Here is a 13,407-nt window from a genome sequence, read left to right on the forward strand (position 1 = left end):
GCATGCTGATTTTTCGCAGATATGACAATCATGACAATCGTTCTGTTTGCCGCAGGACGGCGCTGTTTTTTTGTTCGCCGGACAATGCAGGGGAAAGCAGGAAAGGAGCCTGAATGAAAGTCGCCGTGTGCAGCGCCCAGTCCTACGACCGCCAGTTTCTGTCGGATGCCAACCGCGACTCCGGACATGAACTGGCGTTCTTCGATTCGCACCTCTGCCAGGAGACGCGGCAAATGGTGGCGGGATTTCCCGCAGTGTGCGCGTTCGTCAATGACACACTGGATGCCCCGGTACTGGAAGCACTGGCGGGGCAGGGCACGCGCCTGATCGCGCTGCGCTGCGCGGGATTCAATAATGTCGATATTTCAGCGGCGGGCAGGTTTGGGCTCCGCGTGGTACGCGTACCCGCCTATTCGCCGTATTCCGTGGCGGAACATACAGTCGCCCTGATGCTGGCGCTCAACCGCCATCTGCATCAGGCTTACAACCGGGTGCGCAACGGCAATTTCGCGCTGCAGGGGTTGCTTGGCTTCGAATTGCGCGGAAAAACTGCCGGCATCATCGGCACCGGACATATTGGCAGCGCGGTGGCGCAGATACTGCATGGTTTCGGCTGCCGCCTGATGGCCCACGATCCCCAGCCAAGCGTCGATTGCATCAGTCTGGGCGTCGAGTATGTGCCGCTGGAACAACTCTATGCCGGCAGCGATATCATAACCCTGCATTGCCCGCTCAATCCGCAAACGCATCATCTGATCGACGCCGCGGCGATTGCGCGCATGAAGCGCGGCGTAATGCTGATCAACACGAGCCGCGGCGCGGTCATCGATACCCGCGCGGTGATAGAGGGACTGAAAGCATCCAGGATCGACTACCTTGGTCTGGATGTCTATGAGCAGGAAGGCGACTTGTTCTTCCGCGATTTATCCGACCAGGTGCGGCAGGATGACGTATTCGAGCGCCTGCTGACATTTCCCAATGTTGTGATCACCGGCCATCAGGGATTCTTTACTGCTGAAGCGCTTGCCAGCATCGCGCGAACCACGTTGCAGAATGTCAGTTTGTTCGAGCGCGAGGGATTGTGCCAGAACGAGGTGACTGTTGAATTGGTACGTGGAGGCTAGTCATCCTTCCCGATTTTTTCCATTTTAGGGAATGCCTGGAGATGGAATTCCCCACGCGAGATTGTTTTCCGGCTTTGATAAACTCATGAAAGAAACGGGGAAACCCCGGCTGCGAGACGACTGAGCGGGAGTATTTTTGGCGACCGCGAACCAGGCGTCGAAGCCCCGCTGGCGCGGGGCTTGCCGATCGCGGATGCTGCCGGGAGTGGCTACGCGGCGCGCCGGCGGCGGCTGACACCCAGGCCGGCGAGACCGATGCCCAGAAGGGCAAGCGATGCGGGTTCCGGTACTGCATTTCCCCCGTCGATGGGAGCAAACGTATCCACGAAGGTCCACGAAAGGATATCGTGATTTGCAAATGCGGCACCTGTTCCCGAAGAGAAGCCAACGAATGCGTTGGTGGTCCCAAGATCGGCGGCAATATCGCGGGTCAGGGAAAGAATTGCTGCAGATGGCCGGACATCCACTTCCGCCAGGCGGACTTCCAGCAGGTTCGTCGCGCCATTGTAATCGATCCACGAGTACCAGACTGCGCCGTTATTCATGTCGTCCACCGTGACTTCCGCGCGTGCGAGGGAATTCACGCTCCCGCCCACGTCGATGCCGACGTGATTGCTGCTGTTGCCGTCGATACTGCCGTTGTTCCAGGTATCGAACTCGATGCCGACGCTGTTGGGAACGCCATCATAGCCAATGCCTCCTCCCGCGCCCCCAACATTGTTGGAGTTGGTCTGGACGATGAAGACGAGTCCATCGGCTCCGCAGCCCTGGCCGTCGCAGGCGCCGCCAGGATTGGTGAACCGGAACTGGAATGCCGTGCTGAACGATGCATTCGATGCAAGCGAGATAGGGTTGGTGGAGAAAACACTGCCCGCCTGGCCGAAATTGGCTGGCGTAACGCGCAGTACGTTGCCCACCTGCGCCGCGTTACCGTTCAATGTGAGTCCGCTGGTGCTGGAAAAGTCGGAAAAGCTGATCGTGGTGGCGTGTGTTCCTGCGCTCAGGCTCATACCAATCAGGAGAGGCAACAGTTTCTTAATCGAATGACGCATATTCATTTCCCTCTTGTTTTTGTTAATGTTTTTGTTAACTTTGACCCCAATTGGAGCCAAGGCTCTTTGCTGCAGTAATACTCCACGAGCTATCAAGCATTTTTTGTGCCAAAGGGAATACTGGTAAGAATCATGCGCCAATACATATAGTTAAGCTCCATTAAATGGATAATTGGCGGATCGACTGAGCATAATGGGGCATTTTTCGTCAAATACCTCGACAGCCATATTCGCCAGCGCGCAGCGGTCTGGTTCATACTTGAGCATGGCTGAAGAAGCAGGGCACATTGCTTTATATAAAATACGTAATATCAGTTAGTTATTAACCGATGTTATGTAGTTGGTTTAACTATATCGCCGCGAGCCAGCCGGGGAATTCCATTGCACAGAATGTAATGTGCGCCAGCGAACGGAATGAAGGTGGCGGCAGTGGAAAACTGGCACCAGCATTTTTAAAGACGAAGGTTCCGCACGTAGGGGGCTTATGCAGCCGGGCAGCCGGCTGAATCCACTTGGCAGACCGGGTGTTTGGTCCACCCATTCCTAAAGGAGGAATGCCATGCCGCGAGGAGATAAATCATCTTATACGGATAAGCAGAAGCGCCAGGCGCAACATATCGAGGAAGGATACGAGAAGAAAGGCGTTCCCGAGAAAGAGGCGGAGCGCCGTGCGTGGGCGACCGAGAACAAACTGTCGGGCGGAGGCAGGAAATCCGACTCGGGCAAGGATTCGAAGAAATCCTGACATTCAATACAAATCCGCCCTGTAGTGGACTCGAACTTATGTCAAGATGCCGCGGCTAGTTTTTGTGCATCATAGCTCTAAGGAAGCACTGAATAAATCCTCGCTGAGCGCGTTGCTGGTAAAATCGGGATGAGAGCGCGCCAAAGTATACATGGGGCGCCAGCAGCCCGCTACGGGGTCGCATTTTCCTCTGGAAGAAACTGCTCCGCCCTGCGCGGTCTCGTCCGATTTTACCGCAACCCGTATGGGGCGGGGTTTTGCGAGCGGTCTGCCTTGTCAGGCTCCTAGTGAAGGGGATCAACCATTCGCGTCGTCGCTTTTCGCGCATCCCATCCCGCAAAGCTACCGCCGCGCCAGCGGAGATTTATTCAGCGCTTCCCTAAATCGGAAATGAATGGTCAACTGCCGGATTCAGGCTCCATGTAATGGGCCGGTTTCTTTCGTTACGCAGTCCCTCGGAAACCGCCCCGGGCATCGCCTTGGCGTGCGGAATCCGCATTTGCACAATGCTTCAGGGACAAATCGCCTAACTCCAGTTCTCTTGCCAAAGGCAGAGCAGGGCGCGCGCGGGGTTCGCAAATCGCAACCACACATGCCAGGACTTGTCCATCGCATCGGTCTTTCCCGCAACCTGTAGTCTTCGGGCATCGTCATCCTGGACGCCGGGTTCGGTGGGTTGACCTGGCCCCGGGCGTTGCAGCATGCGGCAGCCGAAGTGATGGGCTATTGTGATTGCCAGATTACGTATTACCAATCCGACCTACAAAACCACAAAACTTGCCGCCATAGTATGAACCCGCATATGTAATGTAATGAATCCGGAAAAAGTGAAGCGCCCATATGAATGAATTGCCGTTGTCGGATTACGCTCCACTAATCCGGCCTACGCAACCTGCGCGATCCGCCATTCCCACGAGGCTCATCAGTGCCTACCGTTCCGCTGGCTACTGGGTCATGCCAGCGGCGCCATCGGCGGCGACGGGAGGAGGAACAGTGGCCGCAAGCCCGGATAACGCGTTCGATAGCGCATTCGTCCTGCATGTGGATGAGTATTCCGCAGCGCTATCGCAGCTTTTCGCTGCTTCCGGCCATCGGTGCGCGGCATTCATCACGGCATGCAATCCCTTGAGCATGCCGCATGGCCATGAGGAGAACCTTGCGGCTTGTGCCCGGCTGCGGGACAGGCTGATGCACTATTGTGCCCGGCTGGAAGAGATCATCGATGGGGAGAGCAGCGATTCCATCGGCACATGGCCGGGAGAAAAGAGTTTTCTTGTGCTGGGGCTGGATCTGGAAACAGCGATCCGGCTGGGCAGGGAATTCAGGCAGAATGCCCTGGTATGGGCGGACGAAGACGCCATTCCTCGGCTCATCCTGCTTCGTTGATCCTCTGCCAAAATCTTCTCCACTGCCTTTCCTCAATGGAATTTTTGCGTGCTATCATCGCATTGGATTACGCCGCGCAATGCGGTTCCCGCACGCCGCACGGGTGGCTGCCGGGGCTGGCTTCACTTGCACATTCATTCACGGCGTCGAGTTCCATTTCCGCTTTAAAACAGGAATATCCCGATCACCCGATCAACCCGGCGGGCGGCATCCGCGGCAGATGCCGCCGCATAAGGAAGAAGGCGACTTGGAGGCGCCAGGCAGAATCATGGATATCGAACAATTGAATATCGACCATCGCATCGACGACCAGATCAAGGTTGTCGAAGGTCCCGCCGGCTTTCCTTTCATCAAGGTCAGCAATGACAGTGCCAGCGCCGTCATCTCGGTCTATGGCGGGCAGGTATTAGCGTTTCAACCAGCCAATGAGCAGCACAACCTGATGTTCCTCAGCCAGTTGGCCTACTATGCTCCCGGCAAAAGCATCAAGGGGGGAAGTCCTGTTTGCTGGCCCTGGTTTGGTCCGGATCCGGAAGGGAAGGGCCGGCCGGCGCATGGATTTGTGCGCATTCGGTTCTGGGAAGTGATGCACACTGAAGCAATTTCCAATGAGGAGAGCAAGGTGACACTGGGGCTGGCCGATAGCGCGGAAACGCGGGATATTTGGCCGAACGCATTTATGCTGCAACTGGAAATCACGGTGGGGAAGTCGCTGCGCCTGGAATTGATCACGCGCAACGCTGGCGGCCAGCCTTTTTCGATCACTCAGGCGCTTCATACCTATTTCAAGGTAGGGCATATCAGCCGGATAGCTGTCCTGGGGCTGGAAAATACCGAATATATCGACAAGACCGACAAGGGCGCGCGCAAGCTGCAGACCGGGCCGATCACTATAAACAGGGAAGTGGATCGCATCTACCGTAACGGGAGCAGTGAACTTGTCATCGATGATGCTGCCCTGGATCGCAGGATATGCATTGCTTCCAGAGGTAGTCACACCGCTGTCGTGTGGAATCCCTGGGAGAAGATTTCTGCGGAAATGGGCGATCTCGAGGACGACGATTACCAGCGCTTCGTATGCGTCGAAACAACCAACGCGGATACGGACGTGGCGCAAATCCCTCCCGATGGGGAAGCGCGGCTGACGGCCACCTACCGGATAGAGCGCGATCTGCCGGACGAATTGAAAGCGCTTCACGCCGAAGGTTAGGGAAGCGCTGAACAAATCTCCGCTGGTGCGGCGTCTGGAATGACGGAGACCTCATACCGGCATGTTCATGATGTCCTGATATGCGGCGACCATCTTGTTGCGCACCTGCAGGGTGTATTGCAGGGAAATGTTCGCCTTCTGCAAGGAAATCATGGCATCGGTCAGGTTCGCGCCCGGTGCGCCTATCTCGAAATCCCGTGCAAGCCTGGTAGCGTGCTGCTGGGTATGATTGACCTGGTCCAGCGATTTTTTCAGAACGCTGGTGAAATCCACGCCGACGCCCCCGGCCCCTCTTATCCCTCCCTGAGATTCTCCCTGCGCTTCATTCACTCCTGCTGAAGCTATCCTGGAAGCGGAAAGCGGGGCAGGCCTGCCTGCTGCCAGCGCGGCTCCCGCTTTCAACTGCGCAAGCATTGAATCCATCTTCGATACATCCATGATGCGGCCTCCGCTGTCGTTCACGCTATTGCTGGTTGTTGCATGGCGGCACAATAGCAGTGCCCGCGGCTGTTCCTTGCAATGAAAAGCACCGCAAACCCGCTTCTTTTCCCTGCTTTGATATCCCCGTGAATATTGATAATGCAGTCATTCACGAGCGCAGCGATATCGCAATAGCCGAGCATGGAATTCAGCATTGATTTATTTCTGATTCATATCCAGTCAATTTCGAAGGGGAGAACGTCATGGCGGTAGGGGCGGAAGCGGTAGCGATAAGCGCTTCACAAGTTGCGAGCAGCCCGCTGGGCATGCTGGGCAGGCTGTCCAGCCAGCAAAAACTGGGATTGATGCTGGCTATTTCCGCCATTATCGCCTTGCTCGGAGGCGGCTGGATGTGGAGCCGGACCCCGGACTACAAAGTGCTGTTCAGCAATGTTTCCGACCGCGATGGCGGTGCGATCATTGCTTCGCTGCAGCAAATGAACGTTCCCTACAAGTTTGTGGAAGGCGGGGGCGCCATCCTGGTTCCGGCCAGCGAGGTGCATGATGCCCGTCTCAAGCTGGCTTCGCAGGGGCTGCCCAAGGGTGGACTGGTGGGGTTCGAACTGATGGAAAACCAGAAATTCGGGACGAGCCAGTTTCTCGAACAAGTCAATTTCCAGCGCGCGCTGGAAGGCGAGCTGGCCCGCTCGGTCCAGTCCCTGGCTGCCGTCAGCAGCGCGCGGGTTCACCTCGCCATGGCAAAGCAATCGGTGTTCATGCGCGAGCAACAGAAACCGAGTGCCTCCGTACTGGTGAATCTTTATCCGGGGCGCGCCCTCGATCCGCAGCAGGTGAACGCCGTCATGCATCTGGTTTCCAGCAGCGTCCCGAACTTGCCGATCAAAAATGTCACTGTCGTGGATCAGAACGGCGCCCTCCTGAGCAAGCTGGATGAGTCGAATCCATCCACCGGTCTCGACCCGAATCAGCTGAAATACCTGCACGACCTGGAGCAAAGTTACGTGAAGCGCATCGAGGCGATCCTGATTCCCATAGTGGGGCTGGAAAACGTGCGGGCGCAGGTGACGGCGGACGTGGATTTTGCTCACACTGAGCAAATGGCGGAACTCTACAAGCCCAATCAGGATCCGGCCAACTCCACCCTGCGTAGCCGGCAGACTTCCGAATCGACGACCGTGGCGGGACAGGTTGATGGCGGCGTGCCCGGCGCGCTTTCCAATCAGCCTCCGAGTCCCGCAACCGCACCGATCACCACCGCGGCTGCCACGCCCGCCAACGGCCCCCAGTCCGGCGCGGCCGGCACCGCCCCCGCAGGCGGGCAGGGCACCCCCGCGCCTGTCAATTCGCGCAAGGATGCAACGACCAACTACGAGGTGGATAAAACGATCCAGCACGTGCGCAAGCCCGTGGGGGGAATCAAGCGCCTGTCGGCTGCCGTGGTCGTCAACTACCGCCGCGTCACGGATGAAAAAGGGGACGTGACCACCCAGCCCCTGAATGAAACGGAGAAAGCGCAGATCACCGATCTGGTGAAGGATGCCATGGGATTCAACAAGGAGCGCGGAGATACGCTGAGCGTAGCCAACAGCCCATTCACCGACCCGGAGCGGGAAGAGGTGCCGGAACTGCCGCTGTGGAAGCAACCTGAAATCATCGATCTTGCCATGCAGGGCGGAAAGCTTCTGCTGATCGGATCGCTCATCCTGTACCTGGTCCTGGGCGTACTTCGCCCCGCGCTGCGGCGCATGAGCCAGCCGGCAGACCAGCCGGTGCCGGCGCTGGCGGAAGAGAGAGAGAAGGAGGACGAAGCCGTTTCACTGACGGACGAATTCAGGCAGACCCAGCTTTCCCGAAATGAACAGAACCTGATGCTGGCGCGCCAACTGGCGAAAGATGATCCGAAAGTCGTGGCGGGCGTGGTCAAACAATGGGTAACCAGCCATGAATGAAGAAGGCATACAGAAAAGCGCCATCCTGCTCCTGTCACTGGGGGAAGATGAGGCGGTGGAAGTTCTCAAGCATCTCAGCCCGCGCGAGGTGCAAAAGGTGGGCACCGCCATGGCGAAACTCAAGAACGTCAGCAGGGACCAGGTGGACAGCGTCATCACCGATTTCTGCATGCGGGCCTCGGATAAGCTTGGCACGATGATCATGGATCCCGAGAATTATGCGCGCGCGGTTCTTCATCGCACGCTGGGGGAAGAGAAATCCACTGACATCATCAGCCGCATTCTCGAAGGCAGCGACACCAGCGGCATAGAGGGTCTCAAATGGGTGGATTCGCCCTCCGTCGCCGAGCTCATCCGGGCGGAGCATCCGCAAATCATCGCCACCATCCTGGTGCACCTGGATCGCGACCAAGCAAGCGAAATCCTGGGAGAATTTCCCGAGCAGATGCGCAACGATGTGCTGCTGCGCATCGCAACGCTGGAAGGGATACAGCCTTCGGCGCTGCGGGAACTCAACGACGTGCTCACCGATCTGCTGTCGGGTAGCGAAAGCCTGAACAAAAGCCCGGTCGGAGGCATCCGCACGGCTGCCCAGATCATCAATTTCATGGGTAGTGCCGCTGAAACTTCGGTGCTCGACAACCTGCGCGAGCACGATCCGGAACTGGCGCAGAAGATAATGGACCAGATGGTGGTATTCGAAAACCTGCTTGATATCGACGACAGGGGAATCCAGCTGGTGTTGCGCGAAGTTCCAAGCGAAACGCTCGCTGTTGCATTGAAGGGAGCGCCCGAGGATCTGCGTGAAAAAATATACAGGAATATGTCGAGCCGGGCCGCGGAAATATTGCGCGAGGATCTGGAAGTGATGGGGCCGGTCAGGGTAAGCGCTGTGGAGGCGCAGCAGAAGCACATACTGCAGGTCGTGCGGCGCCTGTCTGAGGAAGGCACCATCATCTTCCGTGGCAAGGGCGAGGAGACCTACATTTGATGAGCATCTTCCGTGCAGGCCGATGCGCGTCGATATCGTTATCGAAGTAACAAAGGTTGAACAGCCATCATGATCAATAATATTATCCCGCGAAAAAAACTGGCCACGTATCAGCGTTGGCAGATGGACGCGCTGGACGATCCCTTTTCTCCCCCGCCCGGACCGCGGCCGGATCAGCAAAGCGCTCCGCCGCCGGCGGCTGTTCTGCCCACGGTGGAGCAGATTGAAAGAATCAACCGCGAGGCGCAGCAGGAGGGTTATGCCGCAGGGTATGAGACAGGCATGAAGGCCGGACACGAAGCGGGCTATGAGATCGGCCGCGGGCGTGCGGCGGAGGCGGCGGCCAGCCTGCAGGCGCTGCTAAGCGGGTTCAGCCAGGCGCTGGCGCAGGCCGACCAGAACATTTCCAGCGAATTGCTTGCCCTCGCGCTGGACCTTTCCCGGCAAATGGTACGCGAAGCGTTGCGGGTCAAGCCAGAGATCGTGCTGGCGGTAGTGCGTGAAATCATTCGGGAGGAGTCGGTGTTCGGACAGCCGCCCCAGATTTCCCTGCATCCTGACGATGCCGCGCTGGTGCGCGAGCACTTGAACCAGGAGCTCAACGATTGTGTGATCAGCATTGATCCGCAACTGGAGCGTGGCGGCTGCCGGATCAGAACGGGCAACAGCCATGTCGATGCCACGCTCCAGAGCCGCTGGCAGCGCATCGCGCAGACGCTGGGACAGAACAGTGGGTGGCTGAAATGACCGTGCCCGCCCCCTTGACATCCCACCTGGAACAGTGGGGCAGTTTTCTCAAAAACTGCGGTAATGCCGTGACGGGCACGGAACCTTTCCAGCGTTCGGGCAGCCTGACCCGCGTTGCCGGGCTGGTGATGGAAGCGGTGGGCCTGCGGCTCGCGGTGGGTAGCGGATGCACTGTGCTGATGCCCAACGGCAACCAGGTGGAGGCAGAGGTAGTCGGTTTTCACGGGGACCGGCTGTACCTGATGCCGACCGATGATATCTTCGGGCTGAGTCCTGGCGCCAAGGTGATTCCCTGGGAGAGCGCGTCGATACTTCCGGCTCCTGGCGCCCCGGAACTTCCCCGCCGCCGCGCATCCGACCGTGTGCGGCACTTCCCGGTGGGGGAAGGTCTGCTGGGGCGGGTAGTGGATGGCGCGGGACGCCCCCTGGACGGCCTTGGCCCGCTCAGGGCCGCGCGGGAAGCCCCGCTTGCCAACAAACCCGTCAACCCGCTCGACCGGGAACCCATCCGCCAGGTACTGGACGTGGGCGTGCGCGCCATCAACGCGCTGCTTACCGTGGGGCGAGGACAGCGCATGGGCCTGTTTGCCGGATCCGGGGTGGGAAAAAGCGTGCTGCTGGGAATGATGGCGCGCTATACCAGCGCCGATGTGATCGTGGTGGGATTGATCGGGGAACGAGGGCGGGAGGTCAAGGAATTCATCGAGCAAAGCCTGGGTCCCGAGGGGCTGGCGCGTTCGGTAGTCGTGGCGGCGCCAGCGGATACCTGGCCGTTGATGCGGTTGCAGGGCGCTTCCTATGCCACCTCCATCGCGGAGTATTTTCGCGATCAGGGAAAAAATGTCCTGCTGATCATGGATTCGCTCACCCGCTACGCCATGGCGCAACGCGAAATAGCCCTGGCGATCGGCGAACCCCCGGCGACCAAAGGCTATCCGCCGTCGGTGTTCGCCAAATTGCCGCAACTGGTGGAGCGCACCGGCAACGGCGCCAGGGGAGGCGGCTCGATCACCGCGTTCTACACAGTCCTGACAGAAGGGGATGACCAGCAGGACCCGATTGCCGATTCCGCGCGTGCCATTCTGGATGGGCACGTGGTGCTGTCGCGCCAGCTTGCCGAAAGCGGCCATTATCCCGCCATTGACATCGAAGCCTCGATCAGCCGCGCCATGACCAGCCTGATTTCGCCCGAATATTTCGAGCAGGTGCGGGTTTTCAAGCAACTCTATTCACGCTACCAGCGTTCACGCGACCTGATCAGTGTCGGCGCCTATGCGCAGGGGAGCGATCCGCTGCTGGATAAGGCCATCCTGCTGCACCCCAGGCTGGAGGCATTCCTTCAGCAAGGGATATTCGAGCGTGCCGAACATGCGGAAAGCGCAGCCAGGCTGAGCGCGCTGCTCGCCCAGCAGAACAGCTGAAGCTGAATCGAACCAGACCAGACACCCATCCTTTGATACTTTCCAACCGAGCCTTGACCGAAAATGACAAAACACTCTGCCCTGGATACATTGATGGAACTTGCGCAATTGCGGACCGATGAGGCCGCCAGGCGCCTGGGCGCGGTGAATGCGCAGGGCCTGGACATGGAAGCGAAGCTCGGCGTGCTTATCCAGTATCGAAGCGAATACCTTGCGCGCTTCCAGGCTTCGATGCAGCAGGGAATAACCGCATCGGACTGTCGCAACTACCAGGATTTTCTGGACAAGCTCGATGCCGCCATTGCTCAGCAGCGTGAAATGGTGGCCTTGGTGCGGCAACGCGTGGAGGCAAGCGAGGTTGCGTGGCAATCCGCCAGGCGGACGCTGAAATCATACGGCACGCTGGCACAGCGCCAGGCACGCGCGCAGGAGCAGCGCACTGCGCGGCATGAGCAGAAGGAAACGGATGAACACGCCAGCGCATTGGTGCGTTCCGGCGTGATGCACTGAGCCATGAGTTTCGCTGTAGCATTCGAATGCAAATACGACAATAAACAGAAATAAACAGGAATAAAGCCATGCTCAATCCCTCCATGTTGCAAAACGCTTCAACCGCAGCGGTACCCTCTTTGCCACCCGGTTCATCTGCCGGCAATGCCGCAGCCAGCAATGGAGGAAGCGAGGCCGCCTCCGTACCCAGTTTCAGCAAGGTACTGGCAGGTGAAATGCACGATAAGGAGGAGGGGGGCGCACCCGTATTGTCTATATCGTCCGGCGCCATGAGTTCCGGTACTGTTTCGGATACCTCCATGAAAAATACGGCACTTCCCCCCGAGCCAGCCGTTGCCGTGGCGGAAGCGGCCCCGGCGAAGCATGCGGCAAGGGCGGGTTCCGCGGCAGCTGCCGCACGGACGGATAAGGAAAGCATGGAGTCTCCGGAGGAGAATCATGCCGATTCCCTTGCGGGACTTCTGGCAAGCCTTGGCAATACGCAATTTTCTCCCGCTCCGGCTCCTGCCGCCGTGGATTCGCGGATCGCCAATACCCGAAGCGGGGCACGGGATGGCGGGCCGGACGACGCCAATCCTGTTTCGGCCCGGCCGGGCAAGGAAGAAACGGGGCGAGCGGATATCTTTCCATGGATCGGTGGCTACAGTGCAGGCGGCACAGGGATTGCAAGGGGTACAGCCGGTACGGCCGATGCCGCCACAGGCGAGAGAAGTGTGGCGGCCGGCATCACTGCCGGCGGGAACCCCGCTCCGGCCATACAGATGAGTCGGATAGTACAGGCTGCACAAACTGCACAAGCTGTTCCGGCGCTGCCGGCGAAAGGAAAGCAGAGCGCTCTTCCCAACGTGGAGGAGAACGCCGGCAGGATGGACAAGCCGGATAGGGCGGATAAGATGGACAGGACGGACGCGGGTAAACCGGATGTCGCGCAGCGCAACGATTTCAAGTTCGATATGCCAGGCTCGGGCGTGGCGGACAAACCCGAAAAACAGGGAGCAATCGTAACGGATGCGGGATCCCAGCCTCCACCGCCATCGTTGTCCGCCGCGCCCCAGGCGAGCTTCATGGCGCAGCCGGCGGAACGCGGTTTCGCCATGGGGGACACCGGTTCCAGCACCGCCATTTCCGTCATGCAGGACCTGCAAACGCCGCTTGGCGCCAGCGGCTGGGACGATGCATTAGGCCAGAAAGTCTTGTGGATGGTTTCCAGCCAGGAGCAGATCGCGGAGCTGAGCCTCAATCCGCCCGATCTCGGACCATTGCAGGTGACGCTTTCCATCAGCAACGACCAGGCCACCGCAACGTTTGTGTCGCAGCATGCGGATGTGCGGCAGGCGCTGGAAGCGGCGCTGCCCCGCCTCAGGGAAATGATGGCGGAAAGCGGCATCAGCCTGGGGGGCGCGACCGTCAGCAGCGGCGGCGACAGTTCGCAGCAACAGGGTTTCGAGCGGCAGCATCGGCCTGACTCGCGTTATTCCCCAGGCGAGAGCCCGGTAGGGCAGGGGAATGGCCATGGAATGATAGCGAGCAACCCCGGCGGGAAAAACAGGCTGGTGGATATTTTCGCATAGCGCTGCCAGCCGCTGAACCGCTGGCCGCTGGGTGCTGCCGGGGCAATTTTTCTCCATGCTTCACCATGCTTTCCCCGCTTCTCCCTTCTTCCTTTCTCCCTCTTTTTTCGGCTTCCTTCATTTGGCCTCCCCCGCCCATCATCTCGCGGAGGAGGGTCGTCCCAATCCTGAAAATTTCGAGATGACCCGCTTTTTGCCCTCTGTTTGACGCATCGGCTACGGGCTGGTGGCTCGATAATTCGTTTCACACACTTTGCAAT

Annotated in this window: 13 protein-coding genes; 10 read left to right on the forward strand and 3 right to left on the reverse strand. The window is 58.9% G+C overall.

The annotated features are described in order from the left end of the window. Positions 1 to 113 precede the first annotated feature (113 nt). Complete coding sequence (locus ACZ5CE_RS07260) at positions 114 to 1,124, forward strand: 2-hydroxyacid dehydrogenase (protein WP_464577324.1); 1,011 nt, start codon at positions 114 to 116, stop codon at positions 1,122 to 1,124. Positions 1,125 to 1,333: 209 nt separating this feature from the next. Here the strand turns inward: ACZ5CE_RS07260 and ACZ5CE_RS07265 are convergent, their stop codons facing one another. Next, the gene (locus ACZ5CE_RS07265; RefSeq protein WP_464577326.1) at positions 1,334 to 2,176 is read right to left on the reverse strand and encodes an L-type lectin-domain containing protein; all 843 of its coding nucleotides are present in this window, start codon (positions 2,174 to 2,176) and stop codon (positions 1,334 to 1,336) included. A gap of 559 nt (positions 2,177 to 2,735) precedes the next feature. Between ACZ5CE_RS07265 and ACZ5CE_RS07270 the strand changes: the two genes are divergently transcribed. The 3 genes from ACZ5CE_RS07270 to ACZ5CE_RS07280 all read left to right on the forward strand — a co-directional run bounded on the left by ACZ5CE_RS07270 (position 2,736) and on the right by ACZ5CE_RS07280 (position 5,517). Beyond that, positions 2,736 to 2,921, forward strand: coding sequence for a hypothetical protein (locus ACZ5CE_RS07270; RefSeq protein WP_464577327.1), 186 nt, complete (start codon positions 2,736 to 2,738; stop codon positions 2,919 to 2,921). Positions 2,922 to 3,761: 840 nt separating this feature from the next. Beyond that, a complete protein-coding gene (locus tag ACZ5CE_RS07275) occupies positions 3,762 to 4,307 on the forward strand; it encodes a DUF3293 domain-containing protein (RefSeq protein WP_464577328.1) in 546 nt (181 codons plus the stop codon). A gap of 79 nt (positions 4,308 to 4,386) precedes the next feature. Continuing rightward, positions 4,387 to 5,517, forward strand: a complete 1,131-nt coding sequence (locus tag ACZ5CE_RS07280) for a D-hexose-6-phosphate mutarotase (protein ID WP_464577330.1) — start codon at positions 4,387 to 4,389, stop codon at positions 5,515 to 5,517. A gap of 51 nt (positions 5,518 to 5,568) precedes the next feature. Here ACZ5CE_RS07280 and fliE read toward each other — a convergent pair whose 3' ends face one another. Both fliE and ACZ5CE_RS07290 read right to left on the reverse strand, forming a co-directional pair. After that, positions 5,569 to 5,955 (reverse strand): flagellar hook-basal body complex protein FliE, encoded by a 387-nt coding sequence (fliE, locus tag ACZ5CE_RS07285; protein WP_464577331.1) that lies wholly within the window; start codon positions 5,953 to 5,955, stop codon positions 5,569 to 5,571. Between the two features lie 20 nt (positions 5,956 to 5,975). Continuing rightward, entirely contained in the window at positions 5,976 to 6,152 is a 177-nt protein-coding gene (locus tag ACZ5CE_RS07290) for a hypothetical protein (protein WP_464577333.1), read from the reverse strand. 48 nt (positions 6,153 to 6,200) lie between these two features. Here ACZ5CE_RS07290 and fliF point away from each other — a divergent pair, with 48 nt between their 5' ends. The 6 genes from fliF to ACZ5CE_RS07320 all read left to right on the forward strand — a co-directional run bounded on the left by fliF (position 6,201) and on the right by ACZ5CE_RS07320 (position 13,147). Next, positions 6,201 to 7,907: a flagellar basal-body MS-ring/collar protein FliF gene (fliF, locus tag ACZ5CE_RS07295; protein ID WP_464577335.1), complete on the forward strand. Its 1,707-nt coding sequence runs from the start codon at positions 6,201 to 6,203 to the stop codon at positions 7,905 to 7,907. Next, positions 7,900 to 8,898: a flagellar motor switch protein FliG gene (gene fliG, locus ACZ5CE_RS07300; protein ID WP_464577336.1), complete on the forward strand. Its 999-nt coding sequence runs from the start codon at positions 7,900 to 7,902 to the stop codon at positions 8,896 to 8,898. Before fliF ends, fliG begins: the two co-directional genes overlap by 8 nt. Before the next feature lie 69 nt (positions 8,899 to 8,967). Next, positions 8,968 to 9,645 carry a flagellar assembly protein FliH gene (locus tag ACZ5CE_RS07305; protein ID WP_464577338.1) on the forward strand — a complete coding sequence of 226 codons (678 nt, stop codon included), beginning with the start codon at positions 8,968 to 8,970 and terminating at the stop codon, positions 9,643 to 9,645. Beyond that, complete coding sequence (gene fliI, locus ACZ5CE_RS07310) at positions 9,642 to 11,066, forward strand: flagellar protein export ATPase FliI (protein ID WP_464577340.1); 1,425 nt, start codon at positions 9,642 to 9,644, stop codon at positions 11,064 to 11,066. Before ACZ5CE_RS07305 ends, fliI begins: the two co-directional genes overlap by 4 nt. A 63-nt stretch (positions 11,067 to 11,129) precedes the next feature. Then, a complete protein-coding gene (fliJ, locus tag ACZ5CE_RS07315; protein ID WP_464577342.1) occupies positions 11,130 to 11,576 on the forward strand; it encodes a flagellar export protein FliJ in 447 nt (148 codons plus the stop codon). A 68-nt stretch (positions 11,577 to 11,644) separates the two neighbouring features. Then, positions 11,645 to 13,147 (forward strand): flagellar hook-length control protein FliK, encoded by a 1,503-nt coding sequence (locus ACZ5CE_RS07320; RefSeq protein ID WP_464577344.1) that lies wholly within the window; start codon positions 11,645 to 11,647, stop codon positions 13,145 to 13,147. Positions 13,148 to 13,407: the final 260 nt, after the last annotated feature.

Source organism: Nitrosospira sp. TNL200, assembly GCF_055386305.1.

Coding starts and splice junctions, on each gene's coding strand:
- ACZ5CE_RS07260 (WP_464577324.1), top strand. CDS start 114: ATGAAAGTCGCCGTGTGCAGCGCCCAGTCCTACGACCGCCAGTTTCTG.
- ACZ5CE_RS07265 (WP_464577326.1), bottom strand. CDS start 2,176: ATGCGTCATTCGATTAAGAAACTGTTGCCTCTCCTGATTGGTATGAGC.
- ACZ5CE_RS07270 (WP_464577327.1), top strand. CDS start 2,736: ATGCCGCGAGGAGATAAATCATCTTATACGGATAAGCAGAAGCGCCAG.
- ACZ5CE_RS07275 (WP_464577328.1), top strand. CDS start 3,762: ATGAATGAATTGCCGTTGTCGGATTACGCTCCACTAATCCGGCCTACG.
- ACZ5CE_RS07280 (WP_464577330.1), top strand. CDS start 4,387: ATGCGGTTCCCGCACGCCGCACGGGTGGCTGCCGGGGCTGGCTTCACT.
- fliE (WP_464577331.1), bottom strand. CDS start 5,955: ATGGATGTATCGAAGATGGATTCAATGCTTGCGCAGTTGAAAGCGGGA.
- ACZ5CE_RS07290 (WP_464577333.1), bottom strand. CDS start 6,152: ATGCTGAATTCCATGCTCGGCTATTGCGATATCGCTGCGCTCGTGAAT.
- fliF (WP_464577335.1), top strand. CDS start 6,201: ATGGCGGTAGGGGCGGAAGCGGTAGCGATAAGCGCTTCACAAGTTGCG.
- fliG (WP_464577336.1), top strand. CDS start 7,900: ATGAATGAAGAAGGCATACAGAAAAGCGCCATCCTGCTCCTGTCACTG.
- ACZ5CE_RS07305 (WP_464577338.1), top strand. CDS start 8,968: ATGATCAATAATATTATCCCGCGAAAAAAACTGGCCACGTATCAGCGT.
- fliI (WP_464577340.1), top strand. CDS start 9,642: ATGACCGTGCCCGCCCCCTTGACATCCCACCTGGAACAGTGGGGCAGT.
- fliJ (WP_464577342.1), top strand. CDS start 11,130: ATGACAAAACACTCTGCCCTGGATACATTGATGGAACTTGCGCAATTG.
- ACZ5CE_RS07320 (WP_464577344.1), top strand. CDS start 11,645: ATGCTCAATCCCTCCATGTTGCAAAACGCTTCAACCGCAGCGGTACCC.